General features: G+C 67.9%; 18 protein-coding genes and 1 tRNA gene. 9 read left to right on the top strand and 10 right to left on the bottom strand.

Going from position 1 to position 13,147, the window contains the following annotated elements:
* The 3 genes from EI73_RS04725 to EI73_RS04735 are packed head-to-tail and all read left to right on the top strand — an operon-like array spanning position 1 to position 841.
* Positions 1-300 carry a hypothetical protein gene (locus tag EI73_RS04725; RefSeq protein WP_034384718.1) on the top strand — a complete coding sequence of 100 codons (300 nt, stop codon included), beginning with the start codon at positions 1-3 and terminating at the stop codon, positions 298-300.
* Complete coding sequence (locus EI73_RS04730; protein WP_034384720.1) at positions 297-632, top strand: hypothetical protein; 336 nt, start codon at positions 297-299, stop codon at positions 630-632. The genes EI73_RS04725 and EI73_RS04730 overlap by 4 nt, the downstream gene beginning before the upstream one ends.
* On the top strand, positions 629-841 hold the full coding sequence (locus EI73_RS04735; RefSeq protein WP_156103462.1) for a hypothetical protein: 213 nt from the start codon (positions 629-631) through the stop codon (positions 839-841). The genes EI73_RS04730 and EI73_RS04735 overlap by 4 nt, the downstream gene beginning before the upstream one ends.
* Positions 842-1,757: 916 nt before the next feature.
* Here EI73_RS04735 and EI73_RS04740 read toward each other — a convergent pair.
* The 3 genes from EI73_RS04740 to EI73_RS15605 all read right to left on the bottom strand — a co-directional run bounded on the left by EI73_RS04740 (position 1,758) and on the right by EI73_RS15605 (position 3,058).
* Positions 1,758-2,147 (bottom strand): hypothetical protein, encoded by a 390-nt coding sequence (locus tag EI73_RS04740; RefSeq protein WP_156103463.1) that lies wholly within the window; start codon positions 2,145-2,147, stop codon positions 1,758-1,760.
* Between the two features lie 43 nt (positions 2,148-2,190).
* Positions 2,191-2,478, bottom strand: a complete 288-nt coding sequence (locus tag EI73_RS04745; protein ID WP_034384726.1) for a hypothetical protein — start codon at positions 2,476-2,478, stop codon at positions 2,191-2,193.
* Between the two features lie 178 nt (positions 2,479-2,656).
* A complete protein-coding gene (locus EI73_RS15605; protein ID WP_051935413.1) occupies positions 2,657-3,058 on the bottom strand; it encodes a hypothetical protein in 402 nt (133 codons plus the stop codon).
* Between the two features lie 146 nt (positions 3,059-3,204).
* Here EI73_RS15605 and EI73_RS04755 point away from each other — a divergent pair, with 146 nt between their 5' ends.
* Both EI73_RS04755 and EI73_RS04760 read left to right on the top strand, forming a co-directional pair.
* Positions 3,205-3,444 (top strand): helix-turn-helix transcriptional regulator, encoded by a 240-nt coding sequence (locus EI73_RS04755; protein WP_034384728.1) that lies wholly within the window; start codon positions 3,205-3,207, stop codon positions 3,442-3,444.
* Positions 3,445-3,907: 463 nt separating this feature from the next.
* Complete coding sequence (locus tag EI73_RS04760) at positions 3,908-5,197, top strand: site-specific integrase (protein ID WP_034384730.1); 1,290 nt, start codon at positions 3,908-3,910, stop codon at positions 5,195-5,197.
* A gap of 405 nt (positions 5,198-5,602) precedes the next feature.
* Here the strand turns inward: EI73_RS04760 and EI73_RS04765 are convergent.
* Together EI73_RS04765 and ffh are read right to left on the bottom strand one after the other, a co-directional pair.
* Positions 5,603-5,678 (bottom strand) — tRNA-Lys (locus EI73_RS04765).
* A gap of 74 nt (positions 5,679-5,752) precedes the next feature.
* On the bottom strand, positions 5,753-7,093 hold the full coding sequence (gene ffh, locus EI73_RS04770) for a signal recognition particle protein (protein WP_034384732.1): 1,341 nt from the start codon (positions 7,091-7,093) through the stop codon (positions 5,753-5,755).
* A 112-nt stretch (positions 7,094-7,205) separates the two neighbouring features.
* On the opposite strand from ffh, the gene EI73_RS04775 reads away from it, so the two are divergent.
* From EI73_RS04775 to EI73_RS04785, 3 genes are read left to right on the top strand one after another with little or no spacing between them, the layout of a single operon-like run.
* On the top strand, positions 7,206-8,387 hold the full coding sequence (locus EI73_RS04775) for an acetyl-CoA C-acetyltransferase (RefSeq protein ID WP_034384734.1): 1,182 nt from the start codon (positions 7,206-7,208) through the stop codon (positions 8,385-8,387).
* Positions 8,388-8,392: 5 nt separating this feature from the next.
* Positions 8,393-8,731, top strand: a complete 339-nt coding sequence (locus tag EI73_RS04780; RefSeq protein ID WP_034384736.1) for a YciI family protein — start codon at positions 8,393-8,395, stop codon at positions 8,729-8,731.
* A 52-nt stretch (positions 8,732-8,783) separates the two neighbouring features.
* Entirely contained in the window at positions 8,784-9,620 is an 837-nt protein-coding gene (locus tag EI73_RS04785) for a 3-hydroxyacyl-CoA dehydrogenase family protein (protein ID WP_034384738.1), read from the top strand.
* 63 nt (positions 9,621-9,683) lie between these two features.
* On the opposite strand, the gene EI73_RS04790 is transcribed toward EI73_RS04785, so the two are convergent.
* Together EI73_RS04790 and EI73_RS04795 are read right to left on the bottom strand one after the other, a co-directional pair.
* The gene (locus EI73_RS04790) at positions 9,684-9,863 is read right to left on the bottom strand and encodes a hypothetical protein (protein WP_034384740.1); all 180 of its coding nucleotides are present in this window, start codon (positions 9,861-9,863) and stop codon (positions 9,684-9,686) included.
* A gap of 68 nt (positions 9,864-9,931) precedes the next feature.
* A complete protein-coding gene (locus tag EI73_RS04795) occupies positions 9,932-10,522 on the bottom strand; it encodes a peroxidase-related enzyme (RefSeq protein ID WP_034384742.1) in 591 nt (196 codons plus the stop codon).
* A gap of 83 nt (positions 10,523-10,605) precedes the next feature.
* Here EI73_RS04795 and EI73_RS04800 point away from each other — a divergent pair, with 83 nt between their 5' ends.
* Positions 10,606-11,106 carry a DUF456 domain-containing protein gene (locus EI73_RS04800; protein WP_034384744.1) on the top strand — a complete coding sequence of 167 codons (501 nt, stop codon included), beginning with the start codon at positions 10,606-10,608 and terminating at the stop codon, positions 11,104-11,106.
* 3 nt (positions 11,107-11,109) lie between these two features.
* On the opposite strand, the gene EI73_RS04805 is transcribed toward EI73_RS04800, so the two are convergent.
* The 3 genes from EI73_RS04805 to EI73_RS04815 are packed head-to-tail and all read right to left on the bottom strand — an operon-like array spanning position 11,110 to position 13,147.
* Positions 11,110-11,775, bottom strand: coding sequence for a YIP1 family protein (locus EI73_RS04805; protein WP_034384746.1), 666 nt, complete (start codon positions 11,773-11,775; stop codon positions 11,110-11,112).
* Positions 11,776-11,786: 11 nt separating this feature from the next.
* Positions 11,787-12,170 carry a YkvA family protein gene (locus tag EI73_RS04810; RefSeq protein WP_034384748.1) on the bottom strand — a complete coding sequence of 128 codons (384 nt, stop codon included), beginning with the start codon at positions 12,168-12,170 and terminating at the stop codon, positions 11,787-11,789.
* Positions 12,171-12,175: 5 nt separating this feature from the next.
* Positions 12,176-13,147: a CPBP family intramembrane glutamic endopeptidase gene (locus EI73_RS04815; protein WP_034384750.1), complete on the bottom strand. Its 972-nt coding sequence runs from the start codon at positions 13,145-13,147 to the stop codon at positions 12,176-12,178.

Raw genomic sequence — 13,147 nt, forward strand, 5'->3', positions numbered from 1 at the left:
ATGAACAGCAACCCGGTAGAGGCCCGGATGGGCAAGCGAAGGAAGCGGCGCGGCAAGCCCGGCACGCTGGAAGATGCCCGCGCCCTGCTGTGGCGTGCCCTCACGCGGGCGGGCGAGCTGCTGGAAGAAGAAGACCCGCTGCTGAGCCTGAAAGCGATTCATGCGGTTTCACAGGGCGCGGCGGCCTATGCCCGCATTGTGGAAGTGGGCGAGCTGGAAGCCCGGATAGCAGCCCTCGAAGGGCAGCCCGGCGAAGAGGAAGGCACGCCCGGCCCCCGGCTGGGCAGGGGGGCGGCGTGACGCGGGGCCGGGTGCGGCGGGTGGCCGCCCTCGAAGCGAAGCGGCGCGAGTGGGAAGCCCGGCACGTCCGGCGCTCAGACATCCCCGGCTTTCTCTTCGCCGTGCTGTCCGTGGTAGGCGAGGAAGCCGGGGCGGACGTGGGGGCGCGGGTGGGCCGGGGCATCGTCGAATATCAGGCGGGGCGGGTGCTCAGTGCCCTCCAGGGGAAGACGGCGGCGCAACTCGAAGCCCTGGCCCGGCAGGTGGGGCTGCCCCTGCCGGACCTCGCCGGGCTGAGCGCCCCGGAACTGGCCCGGCTGTCCTTTGAGGGGGCGGAAGGGTGGCCCGCATGACCCGGCGCGGCAGACTCGCCCGCCTGGAAGCCCGGCAGGGCGGCGGCGGCGTGGAAGTGTGGCAGGAAGCCGAAGACGCGCCGGGAGAGTTCCGGCAGGTCTTCCCCAGGGGTGAGGGCACGGGGGACGCCCTGACCGCGCCCCAGGTGCAAGCCCGGCGGCCCCGGCCCGCCCTGCGGGTCTTTGTGGAGTACGGGGACACCCCATGACGCGGCGAGGGTGGGCGCTCTTTTTTTAGTAGGAAAATGTCGGAAAATGTGCGCCCATCGCGGCCTACGCGCTCGGTTGACTGGGCAATTTGCCCAGTAGAGGTGAGGAGCTTGAGTCCACTTCGCAAATTGCGAAGTCAGCTGCGCGCTCGTTTGACTTGCTAATTTCGCAAGTCGCCTCTAGCTCAGCCCCGCGCGCACACGGGCGAGAGAGCGGGCGCGTCTGTCATCGAATGACAGATAGCGCGGCCCCCATGCGGGCGAGAGCGACCTTAACATTTATTAACAGCCGAGCGCCGACGGCGAGCCGGTAGCGGTTTGATGGCGAACGCGCTGTTCGGGTTCCTCCTGGCGCTGCTGGGCGCGCGGCGAGCTGGTAGCGGTTAGGTAGCGAGCGCGCTATCCGCAGTCTTTTTTGGGGTGGCAATTACGGGGGATAAGTGCGTGAAAGCCACCACCTGGGCGGATAGGCCGCGCTGAGCCTATCTGCGTTTTTCTCGCAGATAGCAGGTCTCGCCCCGCGTGCGTGGGGGCGGCCCTTTTTTGGTGGCGAATCAGTGGCGACTGGCGACGTCTCGCCCGCGTGCGCGTGGGGGCGAGGACTCGGTCCCATCTTGAAAACTTTTCAAGATGGTCTCGCCCGCGTGCGCGTGGGCGGCCCGGCGAGGTCTTCAAAAATAACAATTTGTTAGATGTCTCGCCCGCGTGCGCGTGGGCGGCCCTCCGCGTTTGCCGCAGAATTGCTTGAGGGTTGCCTCTCGCCCGCGTGCGTGGGGGCGCAGACACCGCATTTTTGCGGGCATCGGTGGGGGCATGACGCGGCGAAGAGAAAGCCCCCCGGTGGCAGGTCCGGGGGGCCTTGATGGGGCAGGTCAGTTGGGCAGGTGGGGCACGGGCTGGGCTTCCTTCTTCGCCGTCACGCGGCCCCCGCGCCCTCACCCGCGAAGACCTGCCGGGCCTCTTCCCACGTCTGCCGGGCATGGGCATACGTCCCCAGGGCCTCTATCAGCTCACGGGCCGCCCGGACCGCGTGCAGGGCAAGGCGCTGCCCCTGGCCCCCTTCGCCCTCAAAGGTCACGCCGGACCTGGCGGGCAGAAAGACGCGGCGCTTGCCTTCGGGCAGCGGGTGGGGCACTTCCACGGTCACGCCCACCCCTTCAGGCACCCGGAAGACCTGCGGATGCCCCCCGGCGGTCAGTGTCCCCAGGTACAGGGCGGGCCGCCCGTCCCCCTCGAAGATCACAGCGGCGGTGCTGACGGCCACAGCCCCCGGAAAGAGGGGCCGTCCCCTGCCCTGCCGCCTCACGCTTCGCCGCCTTTGGGCAGGGTGCGGTCAGTCATGGGGGCGGTCATGCTTCCACCCGGCGAAGGTGCAACGCGGCGAGGAAAGCGGGCAGGGCAGCGGCGGGCACGTGATAGACGGGCGCGGCGGGGTCTTTCCAGTCTTCCGCGAAGACGCCCCCCAGGGCACCGGGCAGCGGCAGGAAGTAGGCGCGGGGCTGTGCGCTGCTGATCGTGCGGGCGGTGCCGTCTTCGAGGGTGAGGCGGGCCGCATGGCCGGGCAGGGCTTCCACATGGGCCACGGTGGGCAGGTGGGCGAGGGTGGGAGAGTGGGCGAGGTCAGACACGGGCGGCACGTCCTTTCCGGGTGAGGCGGCCCACGGTCAGGGCCAGGGCGAGGAATACAGCGGCGGGGCCGGGGCTGGAAGCGGAAGGGCGAAGGGGGCGCGGCCTCTCTCTTCGCCGGAATCAGTCACGCGGGCACGGCTTCCAGCCGGGGGCAGGGGGTGGGGGGCACGGTGGCCCCCCAGCGGCTCAGGCGGTCAGGCGTGGGGCGTAGGCGCACAGGTCACGCCACACCCGCCGGGCTTCTACGGGGGACAGGGCCGCGAGGCTCGCCACGGGCCGCCCCAGGGTGCGGGCGGCGAAGGCGTAATGTTCCCCGCTGGGGATGCCCGCCCGCGCCATGTGCTTGTGAAGGCGGCACCCGGCGGCCTTCCCGATGGGCCGGGCCAGGGGCATGAACGCCACGCCGTCGAGGTAGCTCAGTTCATGGGCCACGTGCAGCGCGGCCAGGGGGGTGAGAGGCTGAGCTTCGCCGTTGCGGGCGAGGTAGGCCAGCTTGCCGCCCTCAAAGCGGGCGAGCATTGAAGCGCCACTCAGGGGAGCGCGGTAGCTGTAGGTGCCGTCTTTCGGGGTGGGGGTGATAGTGTTCACGGTGCTTCCTTTCGTTAGGGGGGAGTCAGTCAGGGGGCGGAATCTTGGCGGATGCTTGCCCTCTTTCTGCTGGCCTGATACTACCGGAAAACGGTATGTATGTCAACCACCTTCCGGTAGATACCGGGGGGCGGTAGACTGTAGGCATGAATGACGAAATACGGGCGGCAGTAAACGCCCGCCTGAAAGAGAAAGGCATGAGCCGGGCAGACCTCGCCCGCGCTGTGGGGAAACACCCTAACCACATCACACGTGCCTTAAATGGCCTTCCAGACGGTGGGAAGGTGCCCCCGCTGTGGGCGGCCATCCTCGAAGCCCTAGACCTGCGGCTGACCGTGGCCCCCGGTGCCGCGAAGGAGTCCGGCGAAGAGGAAGGGGCCGGGTGACTGGGGGCAGTGGCACGCCGGGCGGCCCCACGGCGGCGGACTTTGACGCCTGGAATGAGGAAAAGAAGGCACTACACGCGGCGGGCGGCCCGCGTGAGTGACTGGTATCACCCGATGCGCTGGCGCGGGCGGGACCAATGGGCCATGCTCCACCAAACGCGCATGGTGAGCGCGGCCCGCTTCCGGTCCCGCATGGTGGAACTTCCAGACTCAGACTTCCGGGCACTCCGGGCCGCTTTCCGGGCCTTCATGGGCCTGTAAATAGTCACCCCCCGACTTTCGCCAGGGGGATCAGTGGCTAACGCCAAATGTAGACAGATTCTAGCACTTCGGGACGTGCCCGTAAGTGCGCCCGGACTCACACGCCCCAAGTGTAGGCGGCGAAGAGAAGACGGGGGCCGCCCCTTTCCGGGCACGTGCGGGCACGCCCCATGCTGTCCGGGCCTGTCTTACCCTGAGGGCCATGACGGGGCGGGGGAAGGCGAAGGGGCGGCGGGGCTGGCACGCGGGCACGATTGAAGAGTTGCCTTCGGGCCGCTTCCGGTGGCGCGTGCGGGTGACGTATCCGGACGGGACACGCGAGCGGCGCGGGGGCACGGTGCGGACCCGGACGGAAGCACAGCAAGCGATTATCACGGCGCAGAAAGAGGCACAGGCGGGGCAGCGGCCCACTTCGCAGACCCTCACGGTGGGCGAGATGGTGCGGGAGTACATGGCGGCGAAGGCGGCAAGCTGGGCACCCCGGACGCTGTGGAATAACACGGCCCTGTTTGAGCGCCACCTGCTGCCGCACCTGGGGCACCTGAAAGCGGCGGGGGTAGACCCCCGGCGACTGCGGGCCTACTGGGAACTGCTGAGCACGCCCCGGCCCCGCCATGACGAACAGCGCCCCGTGCCCCTGGGGTACAGCGGGCAGCGGCAGCTACACGTGCTGCTGTCCGGGGCGTACAAGCGGGCCATAGCAGACGGCCTCTTGCGCGAGAACCCGGCACAGCACGCCCGGCCCGTGTCCCCGGCGAAGACGGTACGGGAAGCGGGCGCACCTGTGGCCGGGCGGGTCAAGCACTTCACCCCCGAAGACCTGGGGCGCTTTCTTGCGGTGGCCCTCGAAGACCGCTACGCCCTGCCGCTGGCCTTTCTTGCGCTAACGGGAATGCGGATAGGCGAGGCGCTGGGGCTGACCTGGGGGGATGTGAAGCCCTACCCGGACGCGGCGGGGGGCTACTTCGTGGAAGTCTTGAAGACCCGCAGTGAGTTTCAGGGGCGGTACTACACGGGCGGGGGGAAGTCTGGAGCGCGGCGTGTCCCCCTGTGGCCCGAAGCCCTGGGCATCGTGGAAGACATGCGGCGAAGGGTGAGCATCGAAGCGCGGGCAGACGGCTACCGGGGCGCGGGGACGGCCCCACACGCGCCCCTCTTTGCGGCGGTAGACGGTCGCCCCATGCGGCAAGACGTGTTGCGGGCAGTTATGCGCCGGACCTGCGAGCGGGCGGGGGTGCCGCTGCTCTCCCCCCACGCCCTGCGGCACAGCACGGGGACCTACCTCATTTCACGGGGGCATGACCCGGTGAGCGTGGCCGCGCTGCTGGGGCATAAACAGGTATCCACAACGCTGAACATCTACGCCCACGCCCTGCCGGACAAGTTGCGCTCTCTGGCCTACGGGGTGGCAGACCTGCGCCCCCAGACGGCGAAGGCAGAGGCAGCGGACGCCTCAGCCCCGCCCCGGACGGGCCGCCCGGAACGGGGGTAGGCGATTTATCCCACCGGGGGGCTTTTTTGGTGGGATAAATGGGCATACCCGTTTTTGCCGTCTGGGAGCGCCCCGAAACCACTTTGTAGTTCAAAGAACTATCCCACCTGGTGGGATAAGTTTTTTATCGTCTGTAACGGCGTATTTTCCGTTTATCCCACTTATCCCACCATTTTTGAACCTAGAGACGCATAGGTGTTTTTGCAGCGTGAAAGTGGGGCGCGAGTGGGGGCGAAAGGGCACGGGTGCCCCTTTCCTTTCGCCGGACCTCTGGGGGGGGTGAAAGGGGCATCTTTCCGCCCCCCCAAAAAGCAAATGGGCCGCGATTGGCCCACGCCCTCGCCCTCGCCCCTGACAGCGGGCCAGCCCCAAAAAGCAAAAGCCCGTCTAGAACGGGCTTTTCTCTGGTGGGTCGTGTAGGACTTGAACCTACAACCCGCTGATTAAAAGTCAGCTGCTCTACCGATTGAGCTAACGACCCGCCGCCTCAGGGGCTGCCGAAGCAGCGGGCCTGAGTATAGGGAGCGAGCCGAAAGGTGTCAATGCAATCTGCCGTCAGCGCTTCATCTGCGGCGGCAGGGGCGGCATCTTGGGGGGCTTCATGCCCTTGCTGCCGGGGCCGCTGAGGCGCTGCAAGAGCTTCATCATCTCCTTCATCTGCTCGTGCATCTTCAGCAAGCGGTTGATCTCCTGCACGCTGGTGCCGCTGCCCGCCGCGATGCGCTTGCGGCGGCGCCCATCGATGATCTTGGGGTTGCGGCGCTCCTGCAGCGTCATCGAGGAGATCATCGCGTCGATGCGCCCAATCTGCTTCTCATCCACACTGAAGCCCTCGGGAAGCGCGCGGCTCATGCCGGGAATCAGCTTGAGGAGGTCGCCGAGCGGCCCCATCTTGCGAATCTGGCGCAGCTGAATCAGGAGGTCCTCGAGGTCGAAGTCCCCCGGCTTCTTGACCTCCATCGCCTTGAGGTCGGCCTGCTGGGCCCGCTCGATCAGCCCCAGCACGTCACCCATACCGAGAATGCGCCCGGCCACGCGGTCTGGATAGAAGGGTTCGAGGCCGGTGAGCTTCTCGCTGGTGCCTGCGAAGTAGATCGGCTTGCCCGTCACGCTGCGTGCCGAGAGAGCCGCCCCGCCGCGCGCGTCGCCGTCCATCTTGGTGATGATCAGGCCGGAGAGATGGACGCGCTCGTCAAACACACGGGCGACGTTGAGCGCCTCCTGGCCGGTCATCGCATCCACCACAAGCAGGGTCTCGGTGGGCTGGAGTTCGGCCTGGAGGTCCGCAAGCTGGTCCATCAGCGCCTCGTCGATCTGGAGGCGGCCCGCCGTATCCACGATCACCAGGTCGCGGTAGTCGGTCTTCAGGTACTCGTCAAGGCGGCGCCGCGTCTCCTGCGGCGTCTCGCCGTCCTGCACCTTGAGGACCGGCACCCCGACCTGCTTCGCCAGCACTTCGAGCTGGTCGCGCGCGGCGGGGCGCTGGGTATCGGCGGCCACGAGCAGCACGCGGCGGCCCTTGCTCTTGTAGAAGGCGGCAAGCTTGCCCGCGCTGGTCGTCTTGCCCGCGCCCTGCAGGCCGACCATGAACCAGAGATTTCCGTCGTTTTTCAGGGTGGGCTGCTTCGCCTCGCCGCCCAGCGTCTCGATCAGCTCCTCGTGGACGAGCTTCACGACCGTCTGCCCGGCGGTCAGCGATCCCGCGACCTCCTGCCCGACGGCCTTTTCACTCACCTTGGCAACAAAGTCCTTGGCGACAGTGAAGTTCACGTCCGCTTCCAGGAGAGCCATGCGAATCTCGCGCATGGCAGACTTGACCTGTTCGCCCGTGAGTTTGCTCTCGCGCCCTATCCGGTCGAGGATATCCTGCAACTTGTTTCCGAGCGCCTCAAACATGGATGAAGTCTAGCGCGGGGAGAGGAGCGGGCCTGTGGTGCACGGGGCATTGCGCGGTTCCCACCCATACCCAACCGAACGCCCGTTCGCCTCCCCGCGTTACACTGCCCCCATGAGCAAAGCCGTGATTGTCTCGGCGTCGCGCACGCCAACGGGGAAGTTCTTGGGAGCGCTGTCGGACGTGACCGCCGTCGACCTGGGGGCCACCGCCCTGCGCGAGACGCTGAAACGGGCCGGGATTCCCGCCGAACTTGTCGAGGAAGTCATCATGGGCCAGGTCGTGCAGGCGGGAAGCGGGCAGAACCCGGCGCGCCAGGCGGCCCTAAAAGCGGGCCTCACCCCCGAAGTCGGCGCCGTGACGGTCAACAAGGTGTGCGGCTCGGGCCTCAAGGCCGTGATTCTGGCCGCGCAGAGCATCCGGGCCGGGGATCAGTCGGTGGTGCTGGCGGGCGGCATGGAGAGCATGAGCAACGCGCCCCACCTCCTCCCCGGCGCACGCAAGGGTTACCGCCTGGGACACGCGCAGGTGCTCGACGCCAACACCCACGACGGCCTGTGGTGCGCCATCAATGACGAGGGCATGGGCCTGACCGGCGAGCGGGTGGCCGAGAAGTACGGCATCGGGCGGGAAGCGCAGGACGCCTACGCGACACAGAGCCATCAGCGCGCCGTCGCCGCGCAGCAGGCCGGGCGTTTTCAGGAAGAAATCGCGCCCGTCACCGTGCGGGGCCGCAAGGGAGAGACGGTCGTGGACACCGACGAGGGACCGCGTGCCGATACCAGCCCGGAAACGCTGGCAAAGCTGAAACCCGCCTTCAAGGAGGGCGGGACGGTCACGGCGGGGAACGCGCCCGGCCTGAACGACGGTGCCTCCGCTCTCCTGATCATGTCGGAAGAGGCGGCGCAGGCGCACGGCCTGACCCCGCTGGCCGAGATCACCGCCTACGCGACGGGCGGCCTGGCCCCCGAGTGGGTGATGATGACGCCCGTGCCCGCCACGAAGAAGCTCTTGGAAAAAAGCGGCATGAGCGTGAACGACGTGGACCTCTGGGAATTGAACGAGGCTTTTTCCGTACAGAGCCTCGCCGTGCAGCGCGAGCTGGGACTCGACCCCGAGCGGGTGAACGTCAATGGCGGCGCGGTCGCCCTGGGGCACCCTATCGGCGCTTCGGGGGCGCGCATCCTGGTCACGCTGCTGTACGCGCTGCGGCAGCAGGACAAGGAAACGGGCGTGGCGACCCTGTGCATGGGCGGCGGCAATGGCCTTGCCCTCAGCGTCAAGCGGCTAAGCTAGGCCGCATGACGCCCAATCCCAACGAACACAGCGGCGCCCCGACCCTGTGGGTGATTCAGAGCCGTTACCTCAAGCCGCCAGAGGAACTGGCGGAAGTCACGCCCCGCCACCGGGAGTGGCTCGACCAGCACTACCGCTCGGGCCTCTTCCTCGTGTCGGGCCGCAAGGTGGACGGCACGGGCGGCGTGCTGCTGGCACAGGCCGAGAGCCAGGAGCAGCTCGAAGAGGTCTTCCGGGATGACCCCTTTGTGCTGGAGGGCTGCTCCCAGTACAGCTACACGCCCTTCACGCCCGTCAAGCGGGGGCGGGCGCTCATGCTGGAGGGCGTGCCGCTGGTGGAGTGAACAGCAGCCCGTCGCCCGCTTTGGCTGCTGGAAGCCTCCTGAAAGGAGAACCATGAACTTCGGAGTCATCGGAGCAGGACAGATGGGGAGCGGTATCGCGCAGGTGGCCGCGCAAAGCGGCTTTGGCGTCACCGTGCACGACGTGAAAGATGAATTTCTTTCGCGAGGGCAGGCCACCATCGAAAAAAGCCTCGCCAAGCTGCACGAGAAAGGCAAGCTCACAGAAACGCCCGCCGAGGTGCTGGGCCGCATCCGGTTCACCACTGACCTCAAAGACTTCGCGGCCTGTGACCTCGTCGTGGAAGCCATCGTGGAGAACGAGGCGATCAAGACGCAGCTTTTCCGGCAACTGGGCGAGATCGTCCAGCCGGAGGGGATCCTGGCGAGCAACACGTCTTCGATCCCGATCACCAGCCTCGCCACGGCGTCGGGGCGCCCAGAGAAGTTTATCGGCATGCACTTTATGAATCCGGTGCCGCTGATGCAGCTGGTGGAGGTGATTCGCGGCTACTCCACGAGCGACGAGACGGCGCAGCGCGTGACCGAGGCGGCGCGGGCGATGGGCAAGACGCCCGTGGAGTGTAACGACTACCCCGGCTTCGTCTCCAACCGCATCCTGATGCCCATGCTGAACGAGGCCATCCAGTGCGTCATGGAGGGCGTGGCCGCGCCGGAAGCGATCGACCAGATCATGAAGCTGGGGATGAATCACCCCATGGGACCGCTGACGCTGGCCGACTTCATCGGGCTCGATACCTGCCTCGCCATCATGGAGGTGCTGCACCAGGGCCTGGGTGACGACAAATACCGCCCCTCTCCCCTGCTGCGGAAGATGGTGCAGGCGGGGCTGCTGGGCCGCAAAAGCGGACAGGGGTTTTACCGGTACTGAGGCCGTGGCGCAAGCCAGAGGAGCAGAGGCTTAGGCCTCTTTGCTCCTCATTCTGCTGGCCCCTCAGCTGTGGCCGGGGTCGGAGTCATCCGTGGGCCGCCCGTGCTTGCCCGGGTTCTCGTCCTGCTCGTCTGCGCCGCGTAGCGTCTCATGGGTGGACTCACGCTCGCTCTTCTCTCGAGTGCGCGAGCGGGCGCTTTCGGAGAGCTGGCCGCTTTCGCTTTCGCCTTTGGGATCTGTCATGGCGGGCCTCCTTCTGGCTCCCAGCCTAGCCTTTGCTCGGGGCAGAAGGAGGCCAGCTTAAGACGCCCTCAACGTGCCTGCCGGTAGTATTCCGGGTTGGGCACGAACCCCAGCGCGCTGCTCACGCGGTTGGTCAGGTTGAACATGCCGATCACCTGCACGAGTTCCACGATCTGATGGTCATCTAGGCCCACATCGCGCAGCGGCTGGAGGTCGGCGGCGGTCACTTCGGCGGGGTGCAGGGTGAGCTTCTCGGCGTAGGCGGCAAGGGCCCGTTCGCGCTCGGTCAGGTCGGCGTGGCGCCAGTTCACCGCCACCGCGTCGGCCTTTTGCGGATCGCCCAAAAACTCGCGCAGGGCCGCCCCATGCGAGACGGCGCAGTACAGGCAGCGGTTGACCCCGCTGACCACGACGGCGACAAGTTCTCGTTCGGCGTTCGTCAGGTAGCCCTCCTTGTTCAGGAGGAGGTTGAAGTAGTTCCACCACGCCAAGAACTGCTCGCCGTTGACCGCCTGCGCGCGGAACACGTTGGGCACGAAGCCCAGGTTCGCCTCGGCCTTGCTCCACAGCTTGCGGACACCCTCGGGGACCTGCGTCTCGTCGGGAACGGGCAGGTACGAGAGGCGGTTCGTACGGGCATCAGCCTGGGTTGTGGTCATGCCTCCAGCTTACCGCAAGGGGCCTAACGCCCGTTAGGAAGCTTCGGAACTCCCGATTTCTTCACCCCGTACCTGCCCAGCGTATGAGTCTCGCCTTTCTCGTCTTTCTGCTCGCGTGGGTCACCGGCATGATCGGCACCTTTGTCCCCGCGCTGCCCGCTACCCTCATCATCTTTGCCGGAACGGTCGCCGCCACCTTCATCAACGGCTTTCAGGTGTGGCCGGATCTGCCCTTCCTGCTGACATTCGCGGTCATCACCTTCCTGATCTCCATGATCGACAACGTGGCCTCGGCCTGGGGGGCGCGGCGCTACGGCGGCAGCCCTCAGGCGGGGTGGGGTGCCCTGCTGGGCGGGCTGGCGGGAATCTTTCTCCCCTTTGGGTTGATCCTGGGGCCGCTTGCCGGGGCGCTTGCCGCAGAACTGTTCGTGGTTCGCAAACCGCTTGGCGCCGCGGTGCGGGCAGCGTGGGGCACCCTGATCGGCCTGCTGACCGGCATCGCCGCAAAGCTGGTGCTGCACCTGCTGATCGGGATCTACGAACTGTGGCGGCTGTGGGACCCGGCGAAGAGCATCTTCGGATAACCGTTAGAACATCGCCGTCAGCAGCGGGGCCAGGCTCAGCGCGGTCAGCCCCAGCGCGGGCAACAGGGGCAGCAGCGTCCCCAGAAGAGCGCGGCGGCGGTCACCCGTCAGGACAAGGAAGCCCGGGTAGGCCAGAACGCACTGGGCGAGCGTCGCCAGCAGCAGCACGAGGACGGTCAGGCGGGTCAGCGGAGCCTGCGCCACCGCACGCAGGGCCACCCGCTGGGCCGCGAGCAGGTCCGTGCCCGGAGCGGCCGCCGTCGCCTCCGGCCCCGGCAGTACAAGCAGCAGCACGGCAAGCAGCAGGTACACGGGCGGCAGCAGGACGAAGGTGGCCCCGTACACTTCGGCCGCGCGCCCTTCCCGCCCTGCACCCAGAGCACCCAGGCCCGCCATCGCCCCCGCCCCCAGCACGGTCAGGAAGAAGGAGCCGAAGGCGTTGGTGACGTGCGCGGTGAAAGCGGGGGCCGCGTGTGCCGCACCCGCGAGGGCCGCGACGACGGGCCGCAGCAGCAGCGCGTACAGCACGCCCGCCAGCAGCGCGGAGAGGAGGACGGGTGCGAGGTAGCGCCACACGCGCGGCTCGGCGGCCCTCAACCGCTCGAAAAAGGTTCGGGGCGCGGTCAGCAGTTCGGCGGCGGGCGGGGCAGGGCGGGGACGGCGGGCCATACCGGGCCACTCTAGCGGCCCAGCCACCGCCACAGCAGAAACGCGGCCAGCGCATACAGCGCGAGGATGAGTAGCAGCCCTCCCAGGCTGCGCTCCAGCCGGGCAGGGTGCGCGGCGGCCCGTGCCCGAGCTTCCTTCAGGACGGCGGGAGGAACCAGGCGCAGGGCCAGCCACAGCCCGGCGGGGACCAGCAGCAGGTCATCGAGTTGACCCAGAACGGGGATGAAGTCCGGAATCAGGTCGATGGGGCTCAGGGCATAGGCGAGCACCAGCAGCGCGAGCAGGCGAGCAGGCCAGGGCGTGCGCGGATCACGAGCGGCGAGGTGGAGGGCGAGCAGCTCGCCCCTGAGGTGCCGGGCGAGCCTGCGCAACCGTTCCAGCGAGCGCTTGAGCATCCGGCCTACCGCAGTGCGCCGCGCAGATGCGTCAGCGTCTCCTGCACGGTAGGAAGGGTAAAGGCGGCGGACGCCAGGCCAAACAGCACGATCACCACATAGGCGGCACTCAGCCACGGGCCAGGCGCACTGCGCGCTTGTGGGTCGGGTTTGGGGGTGAGCCACAGGTGCAGCACGACGAGCACCACTGTTCCGAACAGCAGCGCTCCTCCCGCGACGGGCACGGCGAACGTGGGGTCGCGCAGCATCTGGGCAGCCCGGCCCGTCTGGCCCAGTTCGCGGCCCGCGAGAAAGGCTCCAGCGGCGACAGCGATGCTGTTATTCAGCGCGTGGACGATCACGGCATTCCACAGACTGCCGGTGTGCTGGGTGAGGCGAGCCAGCGCGTAGGCCAGCGGCACGATGCCCACCACGCTGGCCGGAACCCCGTGGGCGATGCCAAAGGCGAAGGAAGTGGTGAGCGCCGCGACCAGGAAACCCGCTGCCCGCTCGTGACCACGCAGCATCAGGCCGCGAAACGCCACCTCTTCCGCAAAGGGAACGAGCAGGCCCGCCGCCAGCAGCAGGACCCACAGGTCCGGCCCCCGGCTCAGAAACTGCGGAATGGTATCGGCACCCTGCGGCCACAGCGTGACGAACGCGAGGGTAAAGGCCCGCGACGCCAGGAAAGCCAGCAGGAAGGCCGCCAGTGCCAACCCCCAGGCGGGCGGTGTGCGCCAGCGCGAGTCGCGCAGCAAGGCGCCCAGGGTGCGCCGAAAACAGAGCAGGCCGAGCAGCACCGTGGCGACAAAGGCCCCCAGCAGCGCCGTACCCAGCGGTACGCCCCGCCCGATGAGCAGCGCCGACACGACATTCTGCGTGAGCAGCAGCGTCAGGGCGGCTCGGTTGCCGTCCACGGCACGAATGCCGGGAAGGGGCGGCGCGGGGGCATCCGGGGCAGGGAGGGAGGGGGCGGGGGGGACATCCGGGGCCGTCAT

The organism is Deinococcus sp. YIM 77859 (assembly GCF_000745175.1).
Classification (GTDB): domain Bacteria; phylum Deinococcota; class Deinococci; order Deinococcales; family Deinococcaceae; genus Deinococcus.

Excerpts from the sequence above, each read along its gene's own strand:
- EI73_RS04805 (WP_034384746.1), bottom strand. The coding sequence starts at position 11,775 with ATGGCCCGCCGTCCCCGCCCTGCCCCGCCCGCCGCCGAACTGCTGACC.
- EI73_RS04755 (WP_034384728.1), top strand. The coding sequence starts at position 3,205 with ATGAATGACGAAATACGGGCGGCAGTAAACGCCCGCCTGAAAGAGAAA.
- EI73_RS04785 (WP_034384738.1), top strand. The coding sequence starts at position 8,784 with ATGAACTTCGGAGTCATCGGAGCAGGACAGATGGGGAGCGGTATCGCG.
- EI73_RS04780 (WP_034384736.1), top strand. The coding sequence starts at position 8,393 with ATGACGCCCAATCCCAACGAACACAGCGGCGCCCCGACCCTGTGGGTG.
- EI73_RS04815 (WP_034384750.1), bottom strand. The coding sequence starts at position 13,147 with ATGACGGCCCCGGATGTCCCCCCCGCCCCCTCCCTCCCTGCCCCGGAT.
- EI73_RS04810 (WP_034384748.1), bottom strand. The coding sequence starts at position 12,170 with ATGCTCAAGCGCTCGCTGGAACGGTTGCGCAGGCTCGCCCGGCACCTC.
- EI73_RS04775 (WP_034384734.1), top strand. The coding sequence starts at position 7,206 with ATGAGCAAAGCCGTGATTGTCTCGGCGTCGCGCACGCCAACGGGGAAG.
- EI73_RS04790 (WP_034384740.1), bottom strand. The coding sequence starts at position 9,863 with ATGACAGATCCCAAAGGCGAAAGCGAAAGCGGCCAGCTCTCCGAAAGC.
- EI73_RS04725 (WP_034384718.1), top strand. The coding sequence starts at position 1 with ATGAACAGCAACCCGGTAGAGGCCCGGATGGGCAAGCGAAGGAAGCGG.
- ffh (WP_034384732.1), bottom strand. The coding sequence starts at position 7,093 with ATGTTTGAGGCGCTCGGAAACAAGTTGCAGGATATCCTCGACCGGATA.
- EI73_RS04800 (WP_034384744.1), top strand. The coding sequence starts at position 10,606 with ATGAGTCTCGCCTTTCTCGTCTTTCTGCTCGCGTGGGTCACCGGCATG.
- EI73_RS04760 (WP_034384730.1), top strand. The coding sequence starts at position 3,908 with ATGACGGGGCGGGGGAAGGCGAAGGGGCGGCGGGGCTGGCACGCGGGC.
- EI73_RS04735 (WP_156103462.1), top strand. The coding sequence starts at position 629 with ATGACCCGGCGCGGCAGACTCGCCCGCCTGGAAGCCCGGCAGGGCGGC.
- EI73_RS04795 (WP_034384742.1), bottom strand. The coding sequence starts at position 10,522 with ATGACCACAACCCAGGCTGATGCCCGTACGAACCGCCTCTCGTACCTG.